The sequence below is a fragment of the Streptomyces sp. NPDC030991 genome, assembly GCF_055571235.1.
In genome coordinates this window covers 435,427-459,416 of record NZ_JBVIFR010000001.1, presented here as the reverse complement: position 1 = coordinate 459,416, position 23,990 = coordinate 435,427, and the positions used below count along the sequence as shown (strand labels likewise).

24 protein-coding genes are annotated in these 23,990 nt (G+C 72.0%); 12 read left to right on the top strand and 12 right to left on the bottom strand.

All coding sequences use genetic code 11. The features are described from left to right. Nucleotides 1-35: 35 nt before the first annotated feature. Entirely contained in the window at nt 36-557 is a 522-nt protein-coding gene (locus ACZ45E_RS02245; RefSeq protein ID WP_468215404.1) for a hypothetical protein, read from the bottom strand. 146 nt (nt 558-703) lie between these two features. Continuing rightward, nucleotides 704-1,240 carry a sigma-70 family RNA polymerase sigma factor gene (locus ACZ45E_RS02240; RefSeq protein ID WP_468215403.1) on the bottom strand — a complete coding sequence of 179 codons (537 nt, stop codon included), beginning with the start codon at nt 1,238-1,240 and terminating at the stop codon, nt 704-706. Nucleotides 1,241-1,498: 258 nt separating this feature from the next. Here ACZ45E_RS02240 and ACZ45E_RS02235 point away from each other — a divergent pair, with 258 nt between their 5' ends. Then, nucleotides 1,499-2,674, top strand: a complete 1,176-nt coding sequence (locus ACZ45E_RS02235) for a CapA family protein (RefSeq protein WP_468215400.1) — start codon at nt 1,499-1,501, stop codon at nt 2,672-2,674. A gap of 31 nt (nt 2,675-2,705) precedes the next feature. Continuing rightward, nucleotides 2,706-3,077: a VOC family protein gene (locus ACZ45E_RS02230; RefSeq protein ID WP_468215398.1), complete on the top strand. Its 372-nt coding sequence runs from the start codon at nt 2,706-2,708 to the stop codon at nt 3,075-3,077. 22 nt (nt 3,078-3,099) lie between these two features. Here ACZ45E_RS02230 and ACZ45E_RS02225 read toward each other — a convergent pair whose 3' ends face one another. Continuing rightward, the gene (locus ACZ45E_RS02225; protein ID WP_468215396.1) at nt 3,100-3,561 is read right to left on the bottom strand and encodes a universal stress protein; all 462 of its coding nucleotides are present in this window, start codon (nt 3,559-3,561) and stop codon (nt 3,100-3,102) included. A 172-nt stretch (nt 3,562-3,733) separates the two neighbouring features. Beyond that, nucleotides 3,734-4,387 (bottom strand): class F sortase, encoded by a 654-nt coding sequence (locus ACZ45E_RS02220; protein ID WP_468215394.1) that lies wholly within the window; start codon nt 4,385-4,387, stop codon nt 3,734-3,736. A gap of 291 nt (nt 4,388-4,678) precedes the next feature. Here ACZ45E_RS02220 and ACZ45E_RS02215 point away from each other — a divergent pair, with 291 nt between their 5' ends. Then, the gene (locus ACZ45E_RS02215; RefSeq protein WP_468215393.1) at nt 4,679-4,975 is read left to right on the top strand and encodes a hypothetical protein; all 297 of its coding nucleotides are present in this window, start codon (nt 4,679-4,681) and stop codon (nt 4,973-4,975) included. 19 nt (nt 4,976-4,994) lie between these two features. Here the strand turns inward: ACZ45E_RS02215 and ACZ45E_RS02210 are convergent, their stop codons facing one another. The 3 genes from ACZ45E_RS02210 to ACZ45E_RS02200 all read right to left on the bottom strand — a co-directional run bounded on the left by ACZ45E_RS02210 (nt 4,995) and on the right by ACZ45E_RS02200 (nt 7,049). Beyond that, nucleotides 4,995-5,504: a hypothetical protein gene (locus tag ACZ45E_RS02210; protein ID WP_468215391.1), complete on the bottom strand. Its 510-nt coding sequence runs from the start codon at nt 5,502-5,504 to the stop codon at nt 4,995-4,997. A 144-nt stretch (nt 5,505-5,648) separates the two neighbouring features. Further along, nucleotides 5,649-6,410 carry a bestrophin-like domain gene (locus ACZ45E_RS02205; RefSeq protein ID WP_468215388.1) on the bottom strand — a complete coding sequence of 254 codons (762 nt, stop codon included), beginning with the start codon at nt 6,408-6,410 and terminating at the stop codon, nt 5,649-5,651. Between the two features lie 18 nt (nt 6,411-6,428). Then, a complete protein-coding gene (locus ACZ45E_RS02200) occupies nt 6,429-7,049 on the bottom strand; it encodes a hypothetical protein (protein ID WP_468215387.1) in 621 nt (206 codons plus the stop codon). A gap of 226 nt (nt 7,050-7,275) precedes the next feature. Here ACZ45E_RS02200 and ACZ45E_RS02195 point away from each other — a divergent pair, with 226 nt between their 5' ends. The 3 genes from ACZ45E_RS02195 to ACZ45E_RS02185 all read left to right on the top strand — a co-directional run bounded on the left by ACZ45E_RS02195 (nt 7,276) and on the right by ACZ45E_RS02185 (nt 11,488). Then, on the top strand, nt 7,276-8,232 hold the full coding sequence (locus tag ACZ45E_RS02195; RefSeq protein ID WP_468216015.1) for an SCO0930 family lipoprotein: 957 nt from the start codon (nt 7,276-7,278) through the stop codon (nt 8,230-8,232). 296 nt (nt 8,233-8,528) lie between these two features. After that, a complete protein-coding gene (locus ACZ45E_RS02190; RefSeq protein WP_468215385.1) occupies nt 8,529-9,344 on the top strand; it encodes an SAM-dependent methyltransferase in 816 nt (271 codons plus the stop codon). Beyond that, entirely contained in the window at nt 9,341-11,488 is a 2,148-nt protein-coding gene (locus tag ACZ45E_RS02185; protein ID WP_468215382.1) for a putative bifunctional diguanylate cyclase/phosphodiesterase, read from the top strand. The genes ACZ45E_RS02190 and ACZ45E_RS02185 overlap by 4 nt, the downstream gene beginning before the upstream one ends. Nucleotides 11,489-11,703: 215 nt before the next feature. On the opposite strand, the gene ACZ45E_RS02180 is transcribed toward ACZ45E_RS02185, so the two are convergent. Beyond that, a complete protein-coding gene (locus tag ACZ45E_RS02180; protein WP_468215380.1) occupies nt 11,704-12,594 on the bottom strand; it encodes a LysR family transcriptional regulator in 891 nt (296 codons plus the stop codon). Between the two features lie 96 nt (nt 12,595-12,690). Here ACZ45E_RS02180 and ACZ45E_RS02175 point away from each other — a divergent pair, with 96 nt between their 5' ends. From ACZ45E_RS02175 to ACZ45E_RS02160, 4 genes are all read left to right on the top strand, one after another. Then, nucleotides 12,691-13,398 (top strand): succinate dehydrogenase, encoded by a 708-nt coding sequence (locus ACZ45E_RS02175; RefSeq protein ID WP_468215378.1) that lies wholly within the window; start codon nt 12,691-12,693, stop codon nt 13,396-13,398. 6 nt (nt 13,399-13,404) lie between these two features. After that, nucleotides 13,405-15,354 (top strand): fumarate reductase/succinate dehydrogenase flavoprotein subunit, encoded by a 1,950-nt coding sequence (locus ACZ45E_RS02170; RefSeq protein WP_468215375.1) that lies wholly within the window; start codon nt 13,405-13,407, stop codon nt 15,352-15,354. After that, nucleotides 15,351-16,103: a succinate dehydrogenase/fumarate reductase iron-sulfur subunit gene (locus tag ACZ45E_RS02165; protein ID WP_468215373.1), complete on the top strand. Its 753-nt coding sequence runs from the start codon at nt 15,351-15,353 to the stop codon at nt 16,101-16,103. Before ACZ45E_RS02170 ends, ACZ45E_RS02165 begins: the two co-directional genes overlap by 4 nt. 127 nt (nt 16,104-16,230) lie before the next feature. After that, nucleotides 16,231-17,748 carry an acyl-CoA synthetase gene (locus ACZ45E_RS02160; protein ID WP_468215372.1) on the top strand — a complete coding sequence of 506 codons (1,518 nt, stop codon included), beginning with the start codon at nt 16,231-16,233 and terminating at the stop codon, nt 17,746-17,748. Here ACZ45E_RS02160 and ACZ45E_RS02155 read toward each other — a convergent pair. Beyond that, on the bottom strand, nt 17,725-20,103 hold the full coding sequence (locus tag ACZ45E_RS02155) for an ATP-binding cassette domain-containing protein (protein WP_468215371.1): 2,379 nt from the start codon (nt 20,101-20,103) through the stop codon (nt 17,725-17,727). The two genes, ACZ45E_RS02160 and ACZ45E_RS02155, sit on opposite strands and share 24 nt — an antisense overlap. 190 nt (nt 20,104-20,293) lie before the next feature. On the opposite strand from ACZ45E_RS02155, the gene ACZ45E_RS02150 reads away from it, so the two are divergent. Further along, nucleotides 20,294-21,535 (top strand): acyl-CoA dehydrogenase family protein, encoded by a 1,242-nt coding sequence (locus tag ACZ45E_RS02150; RefSeq protein ID WP_468215370.1) that lies wholly within the window; start codon nt 20,294-20,296, stop codon nt 21,533-21,535. Here the strand turns inward: ACZ45E_RS02150 and ACZ45E_RS02145 are convergent. Next, a complete protein-coding gene (locus ACZ45E_RS02145) occupies nt 21,490-22,065 on the bottom strand; it encodes a TetR/AcrR family transcriptional regulator (RefSeq protein ID WP_468215368.1) in 576 nt (191 codons plus the stop codon). The genes ACZ45E_RS02150 and ACZ45E_RS02145 overlap by 46 nt on opposite strands. A gap of 49 nt (nt 22,066-22,114) precedes the next feature. Next, the gene (locus ACZ45E_RS02140) at nt 22,115-23,194 is read right to left on the bottom strand and encodes an LLM class flavin-dependent oxidoreductase (RefSeq protein WP_468215365.1); all 1,080 of its coding nucleotides are present in this window, start codon (nt 23,192-23,194) and stop codon (nt 22,115-22,117) included. 11 nt (nt 23,195-23,205) lie between these two features. Here ACZ45E_RS02140 and ACZ45E_RS02135 point away from each other — a divergent pair, with 11 nt between their 5' ends. After that, nucleotides 23,206-23,694 (top strand): phosphatase domain-containing protein, encoded by a 489-nt coding sequence (locus ACZ45E_RS02135; protein WP_468215363.1) that lies wholly within the window; start codon nt 23,206-23,208, stop codon nt 23,692-23,694. A 45-nt stretch (nt 23,695-23,739) separates the two neighbouring features. Here ACZ45E_RS02135 and ACZ45E_RS02130 read toward each other — a convergent pair whose 3' ends face one another. Continuing rightward, nucleotides 23,740-23,955, bottom strand: a complete 216-nt coding sequence (locus tag ACZ45E_RS02130; RefSeq protein WP_356490644.1) for a dodecin — start codon at nt 23,953-23,955, stop codon at nt 23,740-23,742. Nucleotides 23,956-23,990 lie beyond the last annotated feature (35 nt).

The following is a 23,990-nucleotide window of genomic DNA, read 5'->3' as shown; positions in this document are numbered from 1 at the left end:
GACCCTCGCCCCCGGCCCTCGGGCCTGTCTCTGCCCTAGAACAGGTGAATGGCCAAGTGCCCCAGCGGCAGCCCCAGTTGCCAGGCCGGGGTCCACACCTGTGGCCCGTCCTCCTCGTCCGGGACCGGCACGGCGTCCAGGTCCGGCGCGAGCAGCTCGGTCTCCTCCAGCCATCGCCACGCGGCGGCGGCCAGCTCCAGATCGGGGGAGCGGGACCCGGCGCCCGGCATCGGCGCCTCCCGCCGCTGTCGCTCCTGTCTCTCCATGAAGCGGGCCCGCACCCACGCCTGCCACGGCTGGTCGTACGCGGTCAGCGAGGACCACGTGTCCAGCTGCGACACCACCCGGATCCCGGACAGCTCGTCGTCCGAGTCGGACAGGAAGATGGTCAGGGCGAGCGCGTCGCGCCCGGCCCGGAACTCGAACGACGTGGGGGGCATCAGATCCCCGGTACGCAACAGCTCGTCCGCGATGTACTCGGCGTACAACCACGCCATGGGAACGACGAGTTCACCGCCGTCGGCGCCCGAGGCACCGCCCTGGCTCTCGTGCAACATCCTTTCCTGCCTTCCTCCGGTCCGTGCGCTTCGCCGGCCCCCGGACCCCACCCGTCCAACTCACCGGGGAGGACAGCGGATTACTCAACCGAGGAAACACCACACTGAGCAAGGCGCTTTACCGATGCTTGACCTGACCCACAGTTTCAGCGCAGGTCAGGCGCGTAGCCCGGAAGTACCCGCCGCAACGCCCGCAACGCGTAGTACGCGCGGGACTTCACCGTACCCGTGGGGATGCCGAGCGCTCCTGCGGCCTCCGCCACACTGGCGCCCTTGAAGTAGACCTCCAGGAGCACGGCGCGGTGCTCGGGGCTGAGCGTCGCGACCGCTTCCCGCACGTCGAGCGCGGCGGCGGACCGCTCGGCGTGGTCACCGCAGACCCCCGCGCCGTCCAGCACCGCGTCCCCCACCTCGGCGGGCCGCGCCAGACGCGCCCGGCGGGCGTCGATGGCGAGGCGCCGCCCGACCGTGAAGAGCCACGGCCGCACCGACTCGTACGGAGAGTCCAACGCCTCCGGGTGCTGCCAGGCCCGTACGTACGTCTCCTGGACCAGGTCCTCCGCGCGCTGCCGGTCCCCGTCGCACAGGCGCAGCAGGAACGAGAGGAGCGGCCCGCCGTGCTCCCGCTGGACCTGGGCGAGGTCCTCCTCCGGTGTCGTGGGTGTCGTGAGCGCCGTCGTCATGCGCGTATGGCAACGCAGGGCCGCCATGCCCGCCCAGGGGGCGCGCGCGGGTCTGCGGCAGGCGGTCGATGCGAGCGACGAGCGGTGCGGTGAACGGGGCAGGCCCGAGCGGCGGTGTGGCGGCGGTGTGACGGCCATTCAGGGGCATACCCGGCATGGCGCCTTGACCCTGGATTACCCGCATACATGGATGCATAAAACGACAATCACACCGAAGCGCGCCGATGGTGGCTGCGCTCTGTCCAGGGAGCCTGGCCGATGACACGCAGCACGCGCCGCACGCGGCGGACAGCAGGGGTCCTCGCGGCCGCCTCGATCGCCCTGGGCGCGGGCTGCTCCGCCCCCGCCGAGAGGCCGGCGCCGTCGACGGAGGTGACCGGCCGCCCCGCCGCCCCGTCGGCGCCCCGCGGCTTCACGCTCGTCGCGTCCGGCGATGTCCTGCCGCACAGTTCGATCATCGAGCGGGCCCGCACGGACGCGGGCGGCCACGGCTACGACTTCCGCGCCATGCTCGCCGGCGCCAGATCGGTCGTCACCCCGGCGGACCTGGCGATCTGCCACATGGAGACGGTGTACGGCGCGCACGGCGACTACAGCGGCTACCCCGCGTTCAAGTCCCCGCCCCAGATCGCGGCGGCCCTGCGCGCCACCGGCTACGACTCCTGCTCCACGGCCTCGAACCACACCCTGGACGACGGCGCCGACGGCATCGCCCGCACCCTGACCGCCCTCGACCGGGCCGGGGTCGGGCACGCGGGCTCGGGCCGCACGGCCGCCGAGGGGCGCGGACCGGCCCGGCTGCGGGCGGGCGACGCCAAGGTCGCCCAACTCGCCTACACCTACGACACGAACGGCTACCCGCTGCCCCAAGGACGGCCCTGGGCCGTCAACCTGATCGACCGTCAGCGGATCGTCGCCGACGCCCGTGCCGCGCGGAAGGCGGGCGCGGACGTGGTCGTCGTCTCGCTGCACTGGGGCACCGAGTGGCAGGACGAGCCCGACGTCCAGCAGCTCGGTCTCGGCAGGGAGCTCACGGCGTCCCGCACCGGCGGCCGCCCCGACATCGACCTGATCCTCGGCACCCACGCGCACATCCCGCAGGCGTACGAGAAGGTCAACGGCACCTGGATCGTCTACGGCATGGGCGACCAGATCGCCGGTGAGATGTTCAACCACGACGGGGCGCAGGACGCCCGCGGCAACATGGGCACGATCGGCCGCTTCACCTTCGACCGGCCCGAGCGGCCGGGGGAGCGCTGGCGCGTGGTGAAGGCCGAGTTCGTCCCCGAGTGGTTCGACCTGCGCACCGACCGCGTCGTGAACCTGAACCGCGCCATCGACCGGGGCGCCGACCTCACCGCCGTCCGCGACCGGATCCGCCGGGTCGTCCTCAGCCGGGGCGCCGCCGGGGACGGCCTCGTCATGGGTAAGTGACCGCCCCGCGCCCCGGGGCACACTGGCGGGCATGCCCCTCTCACTGCATCACCTCGTGATCGACGCCCACGATCTGCCCGCCCTGGCCCGGTTCTGGGCGCGGGCCCTGGACTGGCGGATCCTCTCCGAACGGGAGCGCGAGATCGTGATCGGGCCGCACGAGACGGCGGCGGTCGGCATCTGCTTCATGCCGGTGACCGACCGCAAGGCCGTCAAGAACCGGCTCCATCTCGACCTGACGGCCCCCGCGGAGGAGCGCGAGGCGGAGATCGAACGCCTCCTCGCACTCGGCGCGCGGCGGGCGGACGTCGGGCAGAGCGGCGACGAGTCGTGGACCGTGCTGGCCGATCCGGAGGGCAACGAGTTCTGCGTGGTCCGCCCGAAGCGGACTCTCATCGCGTAGAGCGCGTGCGGGGCGCGGCAGGTTACGGCACGACCGTGACGGGCCAGCGCCCCGCCTTCACCAGACGGATGGCGACCGAGCCGACGATGCGGTGCCCGGCCTGCTCCGAGGCGCCGACCACGACGGCGTCGGCCTTGAGCTCGTCGGCGGCCGTGACCAGCCCGTTGAACGGATCGCCGCGGAACGTGTGGAACTCCCAGCGCACGTCGTATATGTCCTTCACCCGCTCCGTGGCCAGCCGGATCTCCGTGATCAGGCTCTCGGCGATCTCGTCGGTCGTCTCCGCGACGGGTACACCGAGCGCGGCGCCGGCCGCCAGCACGGGCTGTACGTAGACAACGGCGAGCAGCGCCCGTTGGCGCCGGGCGAGGCCTCCGGCGTACGCCGCGGCACGGAAGGAGGAGTCGGAGCCGTCGACTCCGGCCACGATCACCTTGGGCCCGTCCGTGCCGCGCTCGAACTGGTGTGGGTGCTGATCGGTCACGCGCTGAGGTTAGCCGAGACCCCGGGCGCGGCGAGGCGAGGGGCGGGGTCGAACGGAATCCCGGGCTCCGGAATGTCCGCAGGGTGCTCATTTCGTCGCGCGAGGCCCGTACGGGGGCGGCGGCATCCGGGCGTCAGCGCGAAGCACGTACGAGGGCGGCGTCGTCCGGGCGTCAGCGCACGGAGACCAGGCGGGCGAAGGCCACGACGTTCCCGTGGTAGCCGTCCCGCTCGGAGAAGTCGCCGCCGCAGGTGATCACCCTCAACTCCGGTGCGCCGGTGGAGCCGTAGACCTTCGTGCCGGGGAACCGCGACGTGTCGAAGACGTCGATGCCGTAGACCCGGAAGACGGCTGTCCTGCCGTCCTCGCGCCGGACCTCGACATGCTGGCCCGCCCGCAGCGATCCCAGGCCGTAGAAGACGGCCGGACCCCGCAGGTTGTCGACGTGCCCGACGACGACGGCCGTGCCCCGCTCGCCCGGCGAGACCGCCCCCGTGAACCAGCCCGCCAGGTTCGGGTCCGCGGGCGGCGGCGCGGCCACCCAGCCCTCCGCGTCGAGACCGACCCCCGTCACCGGCGCGTCCACCCGGATCGCCGGGATCCGCACGCGCTCCACCGGTGAGAACGGCAGCGACTCGGGTGCCTTCGGCGCGGCCCGCGGGCGGACGTCCGCTGCGGCGGCCGGGGCGGGCTGGGGAGGGCCGAGGTCGAAGCCCCCGGAGCCGCCCCTGACCAGCCCGACCCCGGTCAGCAGCACCAGCGCCAGGACCCCCCACGAGACGCGCCGGCGCGTCGGCCCGTCCTCCTCCCGCCTTGCGTCGTACATCGGCTCATCCCCTCTGGCGCGGCGGCGAACGGTCGTGGCGAACGGGTGGTGGCGCGCGGGGCCGTCCAGGGGACCGGCCCGTTATCCGGTCTGTTCTTCGCGAGCCTTTCCGTCCCTCCGTGACCTGCGGTGATATCGACTTGTGCGGAATTCACGCGCCCGAGTGGCCCGCCAGGACGACCGATTCCCGAAATGCGGCTCTGCGCACGGCATCTGAGGGTTCGTCTGGGAAGTGTTCTCGCCGACATTCCCGGGGCCGTTCCCCGGGGACGCTTTCCGCGGAGGATTTTCATGCGTACCCCCCGTGCCTTTGCGGTGTCCGCCGTCGCGATCGCCGCCCTCGGCCTGGCCGCCCCCGCCGCGTCCGCTGCGTCCGCCCGGACGGAACCCGCCCCCCGCACAGCGGTGGCGGGCGACCTGCCGCGCGGCGGAGAGCGCGCCGTGACGGTCGACGGGTCCGCTCACCACGGCGCGAACGGGACCGGCGCCACCCGCGCCGACATGGCGATCGGCGGGGTGCTCGTCGCCTCCTCGCTCATCGGCGGCGGCGTGTTCTGGATGCGCCGCCGCGCGGAGGGCAAGGCGTAGGCGAGGAGAGAGCCCGGCGTCAGGCGTGGTCGTCACCCGCGCGGCGCCGGGTGAAGTAGTACGCGGCGCCGAGCGCGCCCGTGATCAGGGCCGCGCCGAGGCCGATCTCGCGCAGGTCGAGCCCGCCGGAGCTGCCGCCGATACCGGCCTCGACGCCGTGCTGGACCGGCGGGGAGCTCGGGTCGTCCGGCCTGCCGCCGGCGATCGTGAGGTCGAGGGTCCGGGTCGGTCCGCCGGAGCAGGAGAACTTCACGGTGTACACGGCGCCCTGCTTGGCGTCCCAGTCCACGGTGACGGACTTCGAACTGTGCTTCCCGCCGAGCGGGACGGTGTCGAAGATCCCGGCGGACACCGTGGTCCTACGCGTGCAGCCGCTCTGCGTCAGCATCACCTGACCGCCTGCGGCAACCGTGGTGGGTGAGGCGCTGACCTGGAACGATTCTTCTTCCCCCGCCGCCGCGGACGGTGCGGCGAGGGCGAGCGCGGTGGCGCAGAGCGCGGCGGCGGAAGCGGCGCGTATCGCGTGCATGAGGGTTCCTCCGGGTCCACGAGGGGCAGCCGCGGACCGGTTCCGCTCGCTGGGGACAAGCACCTCGATGCCAGAAACGCTAGGGAATGACCCGTATGGGCGCGATTCCTGTCGGGCGAACGGGGCACGCGGCCGCCGCGCTCCTCAGTGGGCTCCCGGGAACAGCATCAGGAACGGTTCGGCCGTCGCCGCTACGCCGCGGCTGTAGGGGGCGTCGAAGTCCCAGATCAGGAAGAGGAGGAAGGCGATCAGGGAGGAGAAGAGGCCGGCCAGGATCAGCTCGCGAGGCGTGCGCCGGATCTGGAGCGCGAAGATCATGCCGATGGTCACCAGGGCACCGACGATCAGGCCGAACCAGACGACGCCCGGCATCGTGGCCCCGGTCGAGTCCGCGCGGGCGTTGCGCGCGTCGTCGGCCGCCGTCACCTGGTCCAGGAGCGGCTGGTAGGCCTGGGCCTGGAAGTCGTTCTCCGGCTCGAAATCGGTCACGTCGCGGCGGATCTTGTCGAACAGTTGTGTGCCCTTGTCCGTCAGCTCACCCTTGGTCCGCATCGCGTGCCACTCCGTGGTCACGACATGGCTGACATAGGTGTCGACATCCGCCCGGATCGTGTCCCGGACGCCGGCGGGGTAGACGCGGACGCGCTCGTGGACCTCGTGCAGCGCCTGCGCCTCGTTGCGTACGTGGTCCTGGGCCGCGCTGCGCGCCTCCCAGGCGCCCGCGATGGCCAGGCCGAGGACGATCGCGTAGACCACCCCGATCATCATCGTCATGTACTCGATGACGTCGGGGGTCTCGGACGGATCGTCGTCGTCGCCGATTCTCCGTTGCTGGAGGACCTGGACGATGAGCACGACCGCACAGACGGCGACCATCGCGAGGGCGAGAACAAGCCATTCCGACATCGGGATCTCCACACAGATTCAGCGGGGGCGCAGGGCGGCGACCGCGAGCACCGCGGGTGCGGTGATGAGCAGGGTGAGCGTGACCAGGGACGGTCCGCCGCGCGGAGGGGCGTTGTGCGTCGCGGGGCGGTGGACGGGGTAATGCACGGGCTTCGGTTCGGGCGTGGGACTCGGCTTCGGCTTCGGCTTCGGCTCGGGCTTCGGCTTCGGGCTGGGCTTGGGCCTGGGCTTCGGCTCGGGTGCCGGTTTCGGCGGCGGGGCGTGCAGCTGCGGAGCCGGGGCGTGACTCACCGGCGGCGGCGGGGGCGGCGGGGGCGGTGGAGGTGGTGGAGAGGGCGGTGGCGGCGGAGGTGGAGGTGGAGGTGGTGGAGGCGGTGGGGCGGGCTTGGGCGGGGGCGGCTTGGGGGTCGGCTTCTTCGGCGGCGGCGTGCTGGGCCCCGCGCTGCAGCTGACGCCGGTACCGGAGACCGCGACGGCGCCACCGCTCGCGCCCCCGTCGACCGAGGCGTACGCGCAGCTGTCCGCCGGGGCGAGGGAGACCACCGCGGCCGCCACGGGCGTGCCGCACAGCCAGGCGGCGGCCACCGCCGCGAGGACTCGGGTGACCAGGGCGGACCTGGCCCGCTTGGTTCGGTGCACGACGGAGAGCATGGGCAATGCGCGGCCGCGGCACGCCGTGCACGGGTCCGATTGCCCCGAAGGTGGGGATCGGGAGCATTCGGGGTTTACACCCGGCCGTGTCCCTCGTCCGGGTCAATAAATCTTGGGCGGCGTTGAACGGACCCGCTGTCCCCACCCGTACCTAGGGCCATGTGCGGACCCGGCCGGGTCCGCACGACACCCAAGCACTATGCGGGAGTTGACGATGAAGACCTCCTGGCGGAGCGCCTCACTCGTAGCGACAGCTGCGGCCCTGCTTGCGCTGACGACGGCGTGCGGTCAGGAAAACGGCGACACGTCCGCGAACGGCCAGAACGTGGGCAACGCCGCCCCGGCGCAGGGCGGCTACGGATCCGACGGATACGGCTCGTCCGGGCAGGACAAGGCGGAGGCCGCTCCGAAGGCCAAGGCCGCGGGGCAGCTCGCGGTGTGGGACAGCAAGAAGCTCGGCAAGGTCGTGACGGACAGCGCCGGGTTCACCCTCTACCGCTTCGACAAGGACACGGCGCAGCCGCCCAGGACGAACTGTGACGCGGCCTGCCTGAAGGCGTGGCCGGCCGTCCCGGCGGGCGGCGCCAAGTCCGCGCCCGGCGTCGACGCGTCCCTGATCGGCGAGGTGGCCGCGGCCGACGGCACGAAGCAGCTGACGATCGACGGCTGGCCGATGTACCGCTACGCCATGGACGCCAGCCCCGGCGACGCCAAGGGCCAGGGTGTGGGCGGCACCTGGTACGCGGCGGCCCCCGACGGCAAGAAGGCGAGCCCGGCGCCGGCCGGTGACCCCGCCGCCCCCGCCGACCTGGCTGGACTCTCCACGCGCAAGGATCCGAGGCTCGGCGAGATCGTCGTCGACAAGAACGGCATGACGGTCTATCGCTTCCTGAAGGATTCGGCCTGGCCGATCAAGTCCAACTGCGTCGGAGCCTGCGCGCAGAAGTGGCCCGCGGTCGCGCCGGTGGCCAAGAACGACACGGCGAACATTCCGCTGAAGGGCTACATGACCTTCGACAGGCCCGACGGCACGAAGCAGCAGACGCTGAACTGCTGGCCCGTCTACACGTTCTCCGGCGACAAGGCGCCCGGCGACACCAACGGGCAGGGTGTCGGCGGCACTTGGTACGCGGCCGCGCCGGACGGAAAGCCGGTCCGCGCGGCGAAGTGACCACTGTGGTGACGCCGGTGCGCCCGGGTGCGGCGCACCGTGGAGTTGTTGAACGATCGGGCGAATAACCGGTCCGTTCCCCGTATGGCCGCGTAAGGGTCGTGCGCCGGGAACGGGCCGGTTCTTTTCGGTTGGGAAAAGGGCGTTTTCGGGGTGGTTCCGGATCATTGCCAAATGGCACGTGCCGCAGGCAGTGACCGAGAACGGATGGTCAATTTCCGTTTTGACTCGCTCCTTTGGCGGCTGATCAGTAGCCTCTGCTCGAACACCGGCTCGCCTACGCCTTGGAGAGATTGATGGAGCGTCCCGCCTGGGCCCCCCTGGGCATCGATATCTCGGTGCCCAGTGTGTCCCGGATCTACGACTACTACCTGGGCGGTTCGCACAACTTCGAGGTCGACCGGGAGGCCGCCCGCAAAGCCATGGAGTTCATGCCGGGCCTGCCCAAGATCATGCAGGCGAACCGGGCGTTCATGCGGCGGGCCGTGCGCCACGCCGTCGACGAGGGGCTGACCCAGTTCCTCGACATCGGCTCGGGCATACCGACGTTCGGCAACGTCCACGAGGTGGCGCAGCAGGCGAGCCCCGGCGCCCGCGTGGTCTACGTCGACCACGACCCGGTCGCCGTCGCACACAGCCGGGCCGTCCTCGACGGCAACCCCGACACCGCGGTCGTGGCGGGCGACCTGCGCAAGCCGCGGGAGATCCTGGGCAGCCCCGAGGTCGGTGAACTCATCGACCTGGAGCGGCCGGTGGCGCTGCTCCTCGTCGCCGTACTGCACTTCGTCGAGGACGCCGACGACCCCTACGGCGCGGTGGCCGAGCTCAGCGAGGCGCTCGCGCCGGGCAGCATGCTGATCGTGACGCACGCGACCTACGAGGGCATGCCCATACCGGCGGAACAGGCCGGCGCCGCGGTCGACGTCTACCGGGACGATGTCCGCAATCCGCTGATCATGCGGGACCGCGAGCAGATCGAACGTTTCTTCCAGGGGTACGAGGTCGCCGAGCCGGGCATCGTGCCCATGCCGGTGTGGCGGCCGCAGACCGCGCCCGAGGACGAGGACCCGTTCACTTTCGCGGGCTATGTGGGAGTGGGGCGCAAGCCGTGAGCGAAGAGCCGGGTGGCCCGGAGGACAGACTCCGCAGATTCGCCACGATCTGGAGCCGGGCGATCTTCCCGGTGACGGCGACGTCCCTGACCCGGCCCGAGTTCGAGGCGGAACTCGTGCCGCTCGCCCGCCGGTTGCGCGAAGCGCTGGCCGCGCGGGCCCTGGACCCCGCACAGGGCCGGGCCGTGGGCGCCGCCCTGATCGAGGTCCACTGCACCGACCCCGAGGCCCTCAGCCGCACCCTCGCCGTCGTCGACGCCTACCTCGTCCTGTACTGCGGCGAGGAGGCGCACACCGCGGAGCGCGAGGACGATCTGCGCGCCCGCTGCGCCCGTATCCAGCACACCGTCGCCGCCGGCTTCGCCGCCGCGCTGCGCGAACGTACGCTCGCCGAGCAGGAGGCCATCTCGCGGGCCGCGCTCAACGCCCGCAGCGCGGTCGCCGAGGCGCTGCACGCGAGCGAGGCCCGGTTCCGCGCCGTGTTCCACGGTGCCGCCATCGGCATCAGCATCGCCTCCCTCGACGGCACGGTCCTGGAGGTCAACGACGCGCTGGTGCGGATGTTCGGCGGCGCCGAGGGGATGCTGCGCGGGCGCAACGTCGCGGAGTGGACCCACCCCGACGACGCCCCGCAGGTGTGGCACCTCTACCACGAGCTGGTGCGCGGCGATCGCGAGCACTACCGGGTGGAGAAGGCGTTCCAGCGGCCCGACGGCACCGCCCTGTGGACCAATCTGACGGTCTCGCTGCTGCGCGACGCCGAAGGGGCACCGCAGTACCAGCTGGCCCTGCTGGAGGACACCACCGAGCGCCGCCTGCTCAACCTCCGGCTGCGGTACGAGGCCACCCACGACGCGCTCACCGGCCTGCCCAACCGCACCCTGTTCTTCGAGCGCCTGGAGAAGGTGCTCGGCGCGGGCGAGGGCATGCGGTTCGGCCTCTGCTACCTCGACCTCGACGGTTTCAAGACGATCAACGACAGCCTCGGGCACGCCGTGGGCGACCGCCTCCTCGTCGAGGTCGCCGACCGCCTCCAGGCCTGCGCGACCGCGCCCGGCGAGATGGTCGCCCGCCTCGGCGGCGACGAGTTCGTGGCGCTGACCACCGGCAAGGACACCGAGGCCGAGGTCGACGAACTCGCGGGCCGCATCATGCACGCGCTGGCCACCCCCATCCGGATCGACGGGCGCGAGCTCACCGTGCGCGGCTCCATCGGCATCGTCGAGGGCCCGGTCGGCGACCGCGGCCCCGCCGAGGTGCTGCGCAGCGCCGACATCACCATGTACCGGGCCAAGTCCGCCGGCGGCAACCGCTACGAGCTGGCCGACCCGGAGGCCGACGCCCGCGCCATCACCCGGCACGGGCTGACGACGGCGCTCCCCGCGGCCCTGGACCGGGGCGAGTTCTTCATCGAGTACCAGCCGCTCGTCCACCTCGGCGACGGCAGCGTGCGCGGCGCCGAGGCGCTGGTGCGCTGGCGACATCCGCAGCACGGGATCCTCGGGCCGGACCGCTTCATCCCGCTCGCCGAGCACACCGGCCTCATCATTCCGCTCGGCCGCTGGGTCCTGGAGGAATCGGTCCGCCAGGCCCGCGTCTGGCAGGACCGCCACGAGGAGGCGGGCCCGCTGCGCATCAACGTGAACCTGTCGCCGATGCAGCTCAGCCACCCCGGACTCGTCTCCGACACGGTCGACATCCTGGAGCGCTCGGGTCTCGCGCCGGGCTCGCTCTGCCTGGAGGTGACGGAGTCGGCGCTGATCGGCGCCGACGACGATCTGCTGAAACCGCTCCGGCGCCTCTCGGAGATGGGCGTCGACATAGCGCTCGACGACTTCGGCACGGGCTACTCGAACCTCGCGAACCTGCGGCGCCTGCCGGTGAACGTACTGAAGCTGGACCGCTCCTTCACCCAGGGCATGCAGCAGTTCCCCGCCGATCCGGTCGACCTGAAGATCGTCGAGGGCATCGTGTCGCTGGCCCACAGCCTGGATCTGGCCGTCACGGTCGAGGGCGTGGAGACGGGGGCACAGGCCGAGCAGTTGCGGCAGCTGGGCTGTGACACGGCGCAGGGCTGGTACTACGCCCGCCCCGGCCCGCCGGACCGGCTGCATGAGCTGGCCCTGGCGGACGCGACCGGCTGACCGCCGCGCCTTCTTCGCCGGGTGCGGGCCGGTGGGGGCTGGTCGCGCAGTTCCCCGCGCCCCCGAGATGCGCACTTCGTGCGCCATCTCAGGAAGGCGCGTGGAACGCGCCCTCCTGGGGCTGCGGCGAAGCCGCATGCCTCAGGGGCGCGGGGAACTGCGCGACCAGCCACATCGAGACGCGCACCCGGTGCCGGACCGAGGGCCCCGAGCCCTCACCCGTCCCGCTCCACGAGCATCCGCTGCAACTCCCGCGCGGCCCGGGGCGGAGCCACATCGCTCCGGTGGGCCAGCGCGATCGTCCGGTGCAGCCCCGGCCGGGCGAGCGGGGTGACGTGCAGACCGAGCCCGGCCCGCAGAGCGACCATGCGGGGGACCACCGCCACCCCGAGCCCCGCCCGGACGAAGCCGAGGACCGCGTCCATCTCGCCGCCCTCCACCGCGAAGTCCGGGTCGAACCCCTCCGCCCGGCACGCCGCGACGGTCAGCTCCCGCAGGTCGTAGCCGTGCCGGAACATCACGAGCCGCTCGCCCTCCAGATCGGCGATCCGCACCGACCGCCGCCCGCCGCCGGGCCGGGGCGCGCTCGGTGAGGACACCACGACCAGCTCCTCCCGCAGCAGCTCCCGCGTGGTCAGGGCGGGCGCCGGGGCCGGCAGGGGCAGCACGACGAGCGCCAGGTCCAGGGCGCCGCGCGCGAGTTCACGTACGAGGTCGTGCGAGCCGCCCTCCTCGATGAGCAGCTGGATGCCGGGGTAGCGGTCGTGGAAGGCGCGCAGCACGTCCGGCAGCAGACCCGTGCAGAGCGAGGGTGTCGCCCCGAGCCGCACCCGGCCGCGCCGGAGCTGGGCCAGCTCCTGCACCTCGTGCCGGGCGGCGTCCGCGTCGGCGAGGATCCGCCGGGCCGGCGGGAGCAGCGCCTCGCCCGCGTCGGTGAGCGTGATGTTCCCGCGGGCCCGCTGGAAGAGGTCCGCCCCCAGCTCCCGCTCCAACGCCCTGATCTGCTGGGACAGCGACGGCTGGGCCACGTGCACCAGCTCGGCGGCGCGGGTGAAGTGCCGGGTCTCCGCGACCGCGACGAAGTACTGGAGCTGTTGGAACTGCATACGGGCAGAATAGTTCCCTCCATAGGCAATGCCTATGGAAATGAGCTGTTTCATGTCTTGGACCGATCGGGTCCTTCGGCCCTACCGTCTCGATACATGGCTCTGGCAACGCGGACGGACCGACGACCGTCCATGACACGCACGATCTGGGACAGCTCCGTCGGCAAGAAGACGGTGATGGCTGTCAGCGGCATCGTGATGCTGCTCTACCTGGTCGCGCACATGATCGGGAACCTCAAGATCTTCTTCGGTCCCGAGGAGATCGACCACTACGCCCACTGGCTGCGCACCATGGGCGAGCCGGTCCTGCACCACGAGTGGGCCCTGTGGCTCGTGCGCATCGTGCTCGTGGCCGCCGTCGTGGCGCACGCGACCTCCGCGTACCAGCTCAGCCGCCGCGACCTCAAGGCGCGCCCCAGCAAGTACGTGCACAAGAAGCCGGGCGCGAGCTACGCCACGCGCACCATGCGCTGGGGCGGCGTCATCCTCGCCCTGTTCATCGTCTGGCACATCCTCGACCTGACGACGGGCACCGTGCACCCGGGCGGCTACGAGCACCTGCACCCGTACCAGAACATCATCGACACCTTCTCGACCTGGTACGGGAACGTCATCTACATCGTCGCGATGCTCGCTCTCGGCCTCCACGTCCAGCACGGGTTCTGGAGCGCCGCACAGACCCTCGGCGTCGGCAGCAGGACCCGTGACCGCGTCCTGAAGACCGTCGGCAACGTTCTCGCCGTACTGCTCACGCTCGGCTTCATCGCCGTGCCCGTGGGCGTGATGACCGGATTGGTGAGCTGAACCCCCATGACCACGTACGCGGAGTACACGACCGGGGAGCCGGTCGCCGACACCAAGGCGCCGGCCGGGCCCGTCCACGAGCGCTGGGACAAGCGCCGCTTCGAGGCGAAGCTCGTCAACCCCGCCAACCGCCGCAAGCACACCGTCATCGTCGTCGGCACCGGCCTCGCCGGCGGCAGCGCGGGCGCCACGCTCGCCGAGCAGGGCTACCACGTCGTCCAGTTCTGCTACCAGGACTCGCCGCGCCGCGCCCACTCGATCGCCGCCCAGGGCGGCATCAACGCCGCGAAGAACTACCGCAACGACGGCGACTCCGTGCACCGCCTCTTCTACGACACCGTCAAGGGCGGCGACTTCCGCGCCCGCGAGTCGAACGTGCACCGGCTCGCGCAGATCTCGGTGGAGATCATCGACCAGTGTGTCGCCCAGGGCGTGCCCTTCGCCCGCGAGTACGGCGGTCTCCTCGACACCCGCTCGTTCGGCGGCGTCCAGGTGTCGCGCACCTTCTACGCCCGCGGCCAGACGGGACAGCAACTGCTGCTCGGCGCCTACCAGGCACTCAGCCGCCAAGTGGCCGCGGGGAAAATCGAGTTGCACCCGCGTACCGAGATGCTCGACCTCGTCGTCGTCGACGGCAAGGCGCGCGGCATCGTCGCCCGTGACCTCGTCACCGGCAAGATCGACACGTACTTCGCGGACGCCGTCGTGCTCGCGTCCGGCGGCTACGGCAACGTCTTCTACCTGTCGACCAACGCCATGAACTCCAACGCCACCGCCGTCTGGCGCGCCCACCGGCGCGGCGCCTGGTTCGCCAACCCCTGCTTCACCCAGATCCACCCCACCTGCATCCCGCGCACCGGTGACCACCAGTCGAAGCTGACCCTGATGAGCGAGTCGCTGCGCAACGACGGGCGCATCTGGGTGCCGAAGGCCAAGGGCGACACCCGCCCGGCCAACGAGATCCCCGAGGACGAGCGCGACTACTACCTGGAGCGCATCTACCCTTCGTTCGGCAACCTCGTGCCCCGTGACATCGCCTCGCGCGCGGCCAAGAACGTCTGCGACGAGGGCAGGGGCGTCGGACCCGGCGGCCAGGGCGTCTACCTGGACTTCGCCGACGCCGTCCGGCGCATGGGACGCAAGGCCGTCGAGGCCAAGTACGGCAACCTCTTCGACATGTACCAGCGGATCACCGACGAGGATCCGTACCAGGTGCCCATGCGGATCTACCCGGCCGTGCACTACACGATGGGCGGCCTGTGGGTCGACTACGACCTCCAGACCACCGTCCCCGGCCTCTTCGCGATCGGCGAGGCCAACTTCTCCGACCACGGCGCCAACCGGCTCGGCGCCTCCGCCCTGATGCAGGGCCTCGCGGACGGTTACTTCGTCCTCCCGGCCACCATCAACGACTACCTGGCGAAGCATCCGCACACCGACGAGGTGGACGCCGCACACCCCGCGACCGTCGCCGCCGTGCGCGAGACCGAGGAGCGGCTCGCGAAGCTGCTCGCCGTCGACGGGGACCGCACCCCCGACTCGTTCCACCGCGAACTCGGCGAGCTGATGTGGGAGTTCTGCGGCATGGCCCGCACCGAACAGGGGTTGCGCAAGGCCCTCGACCGCATCCCGCAGATCCGCGAGGAGTTCTGGCGGCGCATCAAGGTGCCCGGCACCGGCGAGGAGTTCAACCAGTCGCTGGAGAAGGCGAACCGCGTCGTCGACTACATCGAGCTCGCCGAGCTGATGTGCCTCGACGCGCTGCACCGCGCCGAGTCCTGCGGCGGCCACTTCCGCGAGGAGTCCCAGACCCCGGACGGTGAGGCCGCCCGCGTCGACGAGGAGTTCTCCTACGCCGCCGCCTGGGAGTTCACCGGAACCGGCGAAGCGCCCGCCCTGCACAAGGAAGACCTCGTCTTCGAGTACGTCCACCCCACTCAGCGGAGCTACGCATGAAGCTCACCCTGCGCGTCTGGCGCCAGAAGAACGCCGACGCCGAAGGCGCCATGTCCACGTACGAGGTGGACGGGATCTCCCGGGACATGTCGTTCCTGGAGATGCTCGACACCCTCAACGAGGAACTCATCGTCAAGGGCGACGAGCCCGTCGCCTTCGACCACGACTGCCGCGAGGGCATCTGCGGCGCGTGCTCGCTCGTCATCAACGGCGACGCGCACGGCCCGGAGCGCACCACCACCTGCCAGCTCCACATGCGCTCCTTCGAGGACGGCGACACGATCGACATCGAGCCGTGGCGCGCCTCCGCGTTCCCCGTCATCAAGGACCTCGTCGTCGACCGTTCCGCCTTCGACCGGATCATCCAGTCCGGCGGCTACATCACGGCGCCGACCGGCGCGGCCCCCGAGGCACACTCCACCCCCGTCCCCAAGCCGGACGCGGACTTCGCCTTCGAGCACGCCGAGTGCATCGGCTGCGGCGCGTGCGTGGCCGCCTGCCCCAACGGCGCGGCCATGCTCTTCACCTCCGCCAAGATCAACCACCTGAACGTGCTGCCGCAAGGCGCGCCCGAGCGCGAGACCCGCGTCCTGGACATGGTGGCGCAGATGGACGAGGAGGGCTTCGGCGGCTGCACGCTCGCCGGCGAGTGCGCGACGGCCTGCCCCAAGGGCATCCCGCTGTTCTCCATCACCAGCATGAACAAGGAGTGGCTGCGCGCCAACCGCAAGGTCGGCCGCAACGCCTGACCACGATGACGTCCCGCGAACGGCGCGGGGTGGGCGGGACCGGGAGTGGTGCTCGATTCCCGGTCCCGTCATCGTGTGCGCCGCACACCCCTGACGCCCCGTCATGCCGCCGGGTTACCGTCGCCCCATGTATCCGGGAGCGTACGACCCAGCCAGGCCGGCCGTCGTCACGGCCGACGGCAACACCACTCTCACGTACGGGCGGTTGGAGGAGGACTCGCTGCGGCTCGCCGATCACCTGCGGGCGGCGGGGCTGCGCAGAGGCGACCATCTCGCGCTGCTGTCCGGGAACGATCCGCGGGTCATGGAGGTCTACTGGGCCGCCATGCGCTCCGGCCTCTACCTCACCCTCGTCAACCATCATCTGACGGCGGAGGAGGCCGCGTACATCGTCCGGGACTGCGGAGCGCGTGCCTTGATCGCCTCGGGGGACCTGGCCGGACTCGCGGACCGCGTGGCGCAGTCGGTGCCCGGGGTGACCCATCGTCTTGGCTTCGACGACGGTACGTACGACCGGGCGCTGCGGGCCGCGTCCGCCGAGCCGCCCGATGTGCAGCCGCGCGGCGCCGACATGCTCTACTCCTCCGGGACCACCGGGCGCCCCAAGGGCGTCCAGCCGGAGCTGCCCGACGGTGACGTCCGCACGGAGCCGTCCATTCTCCAGCTGCTCTTCCAGCCCATGTACGGCTTCGACGAGGAGTCCGTGTACCTGTGCCCGGCGCCGCTGTACCACGCCGCGCCGCTCCGCTTCTGCGGCACGGTCACCGGGACGGGCGGGACGGTCGTCCTGATGAACTCCTTCGACGCGGAAGGGGCGTTGGCGGCGATCGAACGTCACCGGGTCACGCACAGCCAGTGGGTCCCGACGATGTTCGTGCGCATGCTGAAGCTGCCCGACGCGGTGCGCGAGCGCTACGACACGTCCTCGATGAAGGTCGCCGTCCACGCGGCCGCGCCCTGTCCCGTGGAGGTGAAGCGGCGGATGATGGACTGGTGGGGCCCCGTTCTGCACGAGTACTACGCGGCGACCGAGGGGAACGGGATCACCTTCATCGGGCCGGACGAATGGCTGCGCAAACCGGGTTCCGTGGGGCGCGCCGGGCTCCTCGGCGAGCTGCGGATCTGCGACGAGGCGGGCAAGGTGCTGCCGCCGGGGGAGACGGGCACGGTCTACTTCGAGCGGGACGAGCTGCCCTTCCGGTACCACCGCGACGAGGGCCGCACGCGCGAGGCGCAGCACCCCGAGCACCCCCACTGGACCACCACGGGCGACATCGGCCATGTCGACGAGGACGGCTATCTCTTCCTCACCGACCGCAAGGCATTCATGATCATCTCTGGGGGCGTCAACATCTACCCGCAGGAGGTGGAGGACTGTCTGGTGCTGCACCCCGACGTCGCCGATGTCGCGGTCGTCGGAGTGCCGGACGAGGAGATGGGGGAGTCGGTCCGCGCGGTGGTGCAGGCCGCCGAAGGAAGCCTGCCCGGACCGGAGTTGGGGCGCGAACTGATCGCGTACGTACGGGACCGGATGGCCCACTACAAGGTGCCGCGGGAGGTCGAGTTCGTGGCCGCGCTGCCCCGCACGCCGACCGGCAAGCTGGCCAAGGGCAGGCTCCGGTCACCGGCCGAGGGCCCGCGCTAGGTAGGGGGCCGTGCGGCTGCCGGGGGCGGTCGCGACCTCCCGGGGCGGGCCCGCCGCGACGACGCGCCCGCCCTCGTTCCCGCCGCCGGGGCCCATGTCGAGGACCCAGTCGGCCCCGGCGACCACCGCCATGTCGTGCTCGACGACCACCACCGAGTGGCCCGCGTCGACCAGGCCGTGCAACTGCCGCAGCAGTACCTCCACATCCGCCGGATGCAGCCCGGTGGTCGGCTCGTCGAGGAGGTACAGGGTGTGGCCGCGGCGCACCCGCTGCAACTCGGACGCCAGCTTGATGCGCTGGGCCTCGCCGCCGGAGAGCTCGGTGGCGGGCTGGCCGAGGCGGAGGTAGCCGAGCCCCACGTCCAGCAGGGTGCGCAGGCTGCGCAGCACGGCCCCGGCGGCGGCGTCGTCGGCGAAGAACTCGGCCGCGGACTCCACGGTCAGGTCGAGCACCTCGGCGATGTTCCGCCCCCGGTAGGTCACTTGGAGCGTCGGCGGGTTGTAGCGGGCGCCCGCGCAGTCCGGGCAGGGCGCGTACGTGCTCGGCAGGAAGAGGAGTTCGACGCTGACGAAGCCCTCGCCCTGGCAGGTCTCGCAGCGCCCTCCCGCCACGTTGAAGGAGAAGCGGCCGACGCCGTAGCCCCGGGCCTTCGCCTCGTCCGTGCCCGCGAAGACCTTCCGCACGACGTCGAACAGCCCGGTGTAGGTGGCCAGGTTGGAGCGCGGCGTCCGCCCGATCGGCTTCTGGTCGACGACCACCAGCCTTCCGACGCCCTCCAGCTCCTCCGTGACCTCACCGACCAGCGTCGACTTCCCGGATCCGGAGACCCCGGTGACGGCGGAGAACACGCCGAGCGGGAGCTCCGCGGACACCTCCCGCAGGTTGTGCCGGGTCACCGGGCCGACCTTCAACCAGCCCTTGGGTGAACGGACCTGGCGCTCGGCGGGCGGCGCGTCGTCGAACAGGTACCGCGCCGTCGCCGAATCCGCCGCCTCCCGCAGGCCCTCCACCGGGCCACTGTGCAGCACCTGCCCGCCGTGCTCACCGGCGAGCGGTCCGACGTCGACCAGCCAGTCCGCGCGGCGCACCACGTCCAGCTGGTGCTCGACGACGAACACCGAGTTGCCCGCCGACTTGAGCCGGTCGAGGACGGTCAGCAGCGATTCGGTGTCGGCCGGGTGCAGCCCCGCCGACGGCTCGTCGAGCACGTACACGACGCCGAAGAGGCCGGACCTCAACTGCGTGGCGAGCCGCAGGCGTTGCAGCTCCCCCGAGGAGAGCGTCGGCGTCGGGCGGTCCGGGCTCAGGTAGCCGAGGCCGAGCTCGGTGATCGTCGCGATGCGGGCCCGCAGGTCGTCGGTGAGGACCCGCGCCGTCCCGGAGGCGTCCTCGGCGGACGCGAGCACCCCGGCCAGCTCCGTCAGCGGGAGGCGTGCCAGCTCGGCGATGGTCCGTCCCGCGAACGTCACGGCCAGCGCCTCGGCCCGCAGCCGGGCGCCCCCGCAGGCCGGGCAGGGCTCGCTCCGCAGGAACTTCTCCGCCTTCGCGCGCAGCGTCTGGCTCTTGGAGTCGGCGAACGTCTTCAGCACGTACCGGTTCGCGCTCATGTACGTGCCCTGGTACGGGCGTTGGATGCGCCCGGCGTCCCGTACGGGGTGCACGGTGACCACCGGCTGCTCGTCCGTGAACAGGATCCACTCACGGTCGGCCGCGGCCAGTTCCCGCCAGGGACGGTCCACGTCGTGGCCGAGCGCGTCGAGGACGTCCCGCAGGTTCTTGCCCTGCCAGGCGCCCGGCCACGCCGCGATCGCGCCCTCGCGGATCGACAGGGACGGATCGGGGACGAGCAGCGCCTCGGTGGTCCGGTGCACGCGGCCCAAGCCGTGACAGGCGGGGCACGCCCCGGCCGCGGTGTTCGGCGAGAAGGCGTCCGAGTCGAGGCGCTCGGCCCCCGGCGGGTAGCTGCCGGCCCGCGAGAACAGCATCCGCAGCGAGTTCGACAGTGTGGTGACCGTGCCGACCGAGGAGCGGGACGTCGGCGCCGAGCGGCTCTGCTGCAACGACACCGCGGGCGGCAGCCCGCTGATCGCGCCCACCTTCGGCGCGCCGACCTGGTGGATCAGGCGTCGGGCGTACGGCGCGACCGACTCGAAGTAGCGGCGCTGCGCCTCGGCGTAGATCGTGCCGAAGGCGAGCGAGGACTTGCCGGACCCGGAGACCCCCGTGAACACCGCGAGGACGTCCCGCGGGACGTCCACGTCGACGCCCTTGAGGTTGTGCTCACGGGCACCGCGCACCCGTACGAAGCCGTCGTGGCGGGGGTCCACGGAGGACGGGCGGGGCGGGTGGGACATGGGGGCGGCTCCAGGTGGTGTGGCGGTCGCGGTCCGGCCACAGGCGAGGCCAGGGGGCAAATCACACGATTCTAGGCCGCCGCGCCCGGCCCCGCGCGCGGCGGCCCGCGTACTCCTCGCCCGTTGATTCCCAGTACCGTGATCGATACTGCGGTGCTATTCTCCGTATCATCGAGATGAGGGAGGGGCCATGCCCGCTGATCGTGTGCTGCCCGGTCCCGGTGCCGTCGAGCTCATCGGCCGCGTCCGGGGACTCGCCGAGGACGTGCTCATGCCGCGCGCCGCCGAGGCGGAGGCCGCCGGCGCCTTCCCCCGCGACGCCTTCCGGACCCTGGGCCGGGCCGGCCTGCTGGGTCTGCCGTACGGGCGGGAGTACGGGGGCGGCGGCCAGAGCTACGAGGTCTACCTCCAGGCGCTCGAAGAGCTGGCGTCGGCCTGGGCGACCGTGGGCGTCGGCGTCTCGGTGCACGCCATGTCCTGCTTCCCGCTCGCCGTCTTCGGCACGGAGCACCAGCGGCGCCAGTGGCTGCCCGGCATGCTCGGCGGCCAACTCCTGGGCGCCTACTGCCTGTCGGAGCCCGAGGCGGGTTCCGATCCGGCGGGCATGCGCACCCGGGCCGTCCTGGACGGCGACCACTACGTGATCGACGGCGTGAAGGCGTGGACGACGCACGGCGGCCACGCCGACTTCTACACGGTGATGGCCCGCACCTCCGACCACCGCACCCGCGGTATCTCCTGCTTCCTGGTCCCCGGTGACACCCCCGGCCTGGTCGCCGACCCGCCCGAGCGCAAGATGGGCCTCACCGGCTCGGCCACCGCGACCATGCGGTTCGAGGGGGTGCGCATCCCCGCGGAGCGGCGCGTGGGCAGCGAGGGGCAGGGGCTGCCGATCGCCCTCGCCGCCCTCGACTGCGGCCGCATGGGCATCGCCGCGGTCGCCACCGGCCTCGCCCAGGCGGCCCTCGACGAGGCCGTCCGCCACGCCCGCGACCACACGTCTTTCGGGGAGCCCCTCATCGCCCAGCAGGGACCCGCCTTCGCGCTGGCCGACATGGCCGCGTCGGTCGCGGTGTCCCGGGCCACGATGCTCGCCGCCGCCCGCCGCAAGGACCAGGGGCTGACCTTCGGGCAGGAGGCGTCCATCGCCAAACTGGTCGCCACCGACCACGCCATGAAGGTCACCGGCGCAGCGGTGGACATGCTGGGCGACGAGGGCTACTCCAGCCACCACCCCGTGGAGCGCTACCTGCGCGAGGCCAAGGTCATGCAGATCTTCGAAGGCACCAACCAGATCCAGCGCCTGGTCATCAGCCGTGCCCTCGGCAAGGCCGGTTCGGGCACGCTGACGGCCCCGGCCGGCCCGCCCACCGCGGGGGCCCCGCCTCAGGAGGCGACGGCGTGCACGATGAGCGAGGCGAGTTCGGCGTAGGCCTCCGAGTCGCTCAGCCCGGTGCGCGTGGTGACCTCGCCCCGCTGGATGGCCTGCATGGTCGCGGCGGCGACCTCGCCCACGAAGGCCGCGTGCACCTCACGGAAGGCGCCCGCGTGGACGCCCTCCGTGATCAGCTGCCGGATCCGGTCCGCCGCATGGCGGGTGTTGGCCTCGTAGACCTCGCGGGTGGCGTCGAAGTCGGCCATGTCGTCGAGGAACCGCCGTGACAGCGGCCGCAGTTGCTCGGCGACGGCCGTGAGGTAGACGACCACCCGCTCCGCCGGGGCGGAGGTGTCGGCCACCTGCTTCTCGACCGCGGCCGTCGCGTTCTTGAAGTAGTGCTTCACCGCTTCGCGCACCAGGCCCTGCTTGCTCCGGGCCAGTTGGTACAGCGTCGTCTTCGAGCAGCGCAGCCGCTCCGCCAGGTCGTCGAGGGTGAAGGAGGCGAACCCCTCCGCGACGAGGAGCGTCACCAGCCGCTCCAGGAGATCGGTCTGGCGGGCTGTGCGTCGGGTGGCGGGCGGCATGACCACAGGGTATCCGCCCGTGGGCCGCCTGGATCAGGCCACCGGGCCGTCAGCCGTCCGCCTTGTTCTGGCGCGGGCTCAGGCGCGCGATCCGGGCCAGCCGCCGGTAGGACTCCAGCAGGTCCTCCCGGTCGTACGTACTCGTCGTGATCAGTACTTCCTGGGCGCCGCTCTCCTTGATGAGGGTCTCCAGCTCGTCGGCGACCTGCTGTTCCGTGCCCACGACGTGGCCGCGGAGCCCGGACTCGTACAGCTCGCGCTCCTTCGCGGTCATCTCCAGGCCCGCGATCCGCTCCGCGGGCGGCAGCGGCGGGAAGGTGCCGTGCGTGCGCGAGTACGCCATCGACCAGGCCTCCGGCACGAGCAGCCGCCGGGCCTCGGGCTCGCTGCCGGCCACGGCGACCGTCCCGGAGACGACGACGTACGGTTCCTCGGCCCAGGCCGACGGCCGGAACTCGGCGCGGTAGCGGTCGATGCCGCGCAGCATCTTCTCCCGGCTCCGGAAGTCGCCGATCACCATGGGCAGGCCCGCGCGGGCGGCGATCGAGGCGCCCTCGCCCATCGCCAGCACGAACGCCGGCACGGTCAGCCCCTCGCTCGGCCGGGCGTGGACGTGCGTCGGCGACGTGCCCGTGAAGAAGGCGAGCAGCTCGTCCAGCTGCCCGGCGAAGTCCGCCGTCTCGGCGGCGTCCTTGTCGCGGCCGAGCGCCTTGCGGACGCCGTCCGTGAACCCGACGGACCGGCCGACCCCCATGTCGATCCGCCCCGGGAACAGCGACTCGAGCACCCCGAACTGCTCGGCCACGACGAGCGGCCGGTGGTTGGGGAGCATGACGCCCCCGGTGCCGACCCGGATCGTCCGGGTCGCCGCCGCGACGGCCGCCGCCAGGACGGTCGGGGCGGAGCCCGCGACACCCGGCACGCCGTGGTGCTCGGAGACCCAGAAGCGGTGGTAGCCGAGGCGCTCCAGATCCTGGGCGAGCGTCACGGTGTCGCGCAGCGCGCCGGGGGCGGTGGCGCCCTCCCGGGTGCGGGAGCGGTCCAGGACGGAGAATCGGGTCGTCTCGATCACGGTGGTCACGTTGGTCTCAACACGGTGGCTCCGCGGGGATTCCCGGACGCGGCCCATAGGGTTCCGTCATGACCCGGGACGCACGGCCGCTGGCCGTATTCGATCTGGACGGCACGCTCGCCGACACGGCCCACCGGCAGCGGTTCCTGGAGCGCAGGCCGCGGGAGTGGGACGCGTTCTTCGCCGCCGCGCCCGCGGATCCGCCGCTCCCGGAGGGGGTGGCCCTGGCGCTGGAGAGCGCGCGCGAGTGCGAGGTGGTGTACCTGACCGGGCGGCCCGAACGCTGCCGCGCCGACACCGAGGCGTGGCTCACCGCCCAGGGGCTGCCCGCCGGAGCGCTGCGGATGCGGCGCGACGACGACCGCAGGCCCGCCCGGCGCACCAAACTGGAGGTGCTGCGCCGGCTGGCCCGCGACCGCACCGTCCGGATGCTCGTCGACGACGACGAGCTGGTGTGCGACGAAGCGGAGCGCGCCGGGTTCACCGTCGTACGCGCCCGCTGGGCGAGCACGTCCGCGGCGCTCAAGGACGCCCAGGAGCGCGAGGGGCGGACCTGAGACGGTGCGGCGGCGAGGGCGTCGCCGGGGTGCAAGGAGAGGCCCTCAGTCGTCGGCGTCCAGGCGGAACCCCACCTTGAGGCCCACCTGGTAGTGCTCGACGTCCCCGTCGACGATCTGGCCGCGGACCTGCGTGACCTCGAACCAGTCGAGGTTGCGCAGGGTCTGTGAGGCGCGCGCGATCCCGTTGCGGATCGCATGGTCGACGCCCTCGTGGGAGGTGCCGACGATCTCGGTGACGCGATAGGTGTGATTCGACATGGTTCCACCGTGCCCCACGGGGGCGCCGACCGCGA

Coding starts and splice junctions, on each gene's coding strand:
- ACZ45E_RS02210 (WP_468215391.1), bottom strand. CDS start 5,504: ATGCACGCGATACGCGCCGCTTCCGCCGCCGCGCTCTGCGCCACCGCG.
- ACZ45E_RS02145 (WP_468215368.1), bottom strand. CDS start 22,065: ATGCCGCCCGCCACCCGACGCACAGCCCGCCAGACCGATCTCCTGGAG.
- ACZ45E_RS02135 (WP_468215363.1), top strand. CDS start 23,206: ATGACCCGGGACGCACGGCCGCTGGCCGTATTCGATCTGGACGGCACG.
- ACZ45E_RS02230 (WP_468215398.1), top strand. CDS start 2,706: ATGCCCCTCTCACTGCATCACCTCGTGATCGACGCCCACGATCTGCCC.
- ACZ45E_RS02175 (WP_468215378.1), top strand. CDS start 12,691: ATGGCTCTGGCAACGCGGACGGACCGACGACCGTCCATGACACGCACG.
- ACZ45E_RS02180 (WP_468215380.1), bottom strand. CDS start 12,594: ATGCAGTTCCAACAGCTCCAGTACTTCGTCGCGGTCGCGGAGACCCGG.
- ACZ45E_RS02165 (WP_468215373.1), top strand. CDS start 15,351: ATGAAGCTCACCCTGCGCGTCTGGCGCCAGAAGAACGCCGACGCCGAA.
- ACZ45E_RS02190 (WP_468215385.1), top strand. CDS start 8,529: ATGGAGCGTCCCGCCTGGGCCCCCCTGGGCATCGATATCTCGGTGCCC.
- ACZ45E_RS02235 (WP_468215400.1), top strand. CDS start 1,499: ATGACACGCAGCACGCGCCGCACGCGGCGGACAGCAGGGGTCCTCGCG.
- ACZ45E_RS02195 (WP_468216015.1), top strand. CDS start 7,276: ATGAAGACCTCCTGGCGGAGCGCCTCACTCGTAGCGACAGCTGCGGCC.
- ACZ45E_RS02130 (WP_356490644.1), bottom strand. CDS start 23,955: ATGTCGAATCACACCTATCGCGTCACCGAGATCGTCGGCACCTCCCAC.
- ACZ45E_RS02150 (WP_468215370.1), top strand. CDS start 20,294: ATGCCCGCTGATCGTGTGCTGCCCGGTCCCGGTGCCGTCGAGCTCATC.
- ACZ45E_RS02170 (WP_468215375.1), top strand. CDS start 13,405: ATGACCACGTACGCGGAGTACACGACCGGGGAGCCGGTCGCCGACACC.
- ACZ45E_RS02140 (WP_468215365.1), bottom strand. CDS start 23,194: ATGGGCCGCGTCCGGGAATCCCCGCGGAGCCACCGTGTTGAGACCAAC.
- ACZ45E_RS02240 (WP_468215403.1), bottom strand. CDS start 1,240: ATGACGACGGCGCTCACGACACCCACGACACCGGAGGAGGACCTCGCC.
- ACZ45E_RS02215 (WP_468215393.1), top strand. CDS start 4,679: ATGCGTACCCCCCGTGCCTTTGCGGTGTCCGCCGTCGCGATCGCCGCC.
- ACZ45E_RS02245 (WP_468215404.1), bottom strand. CDS start 557: ATGTTGCACGAGAGCCAGGGCGGTGCCTCGGGCGCCGACGGCGGTGAA.
- ACZ45E_RS02205 (WP_468215388.1), bottom strand. CDS start 6,410: ATGTCGGAATGGCTTGTTCTCGCCCTCGCGATGGTCGCCGTCTGTGCG.
- ACZ45E_RS02220 (WP_468215394.1), bottom strand. CDS start 4,387: ATGTACGACGCAAGGCGGGAGGAGGACGGGCCGACGCGCCGGCGCGTC.
- ACZ45E_RS02155 (WP_468215371.1), bottom strand. CDS start 20,103: ATGTCCCACCCGCCCCGCCCGTCCTCCGTGGACCCCCGCCACGACGGC.
- ACZ45E_RS02160 (WP_468215372.1), top strand. CDS start 16,231: ATGTATCCGGGAGCGTACGACCCAGCCAGGCCGGCCGTCGTCACGGCC.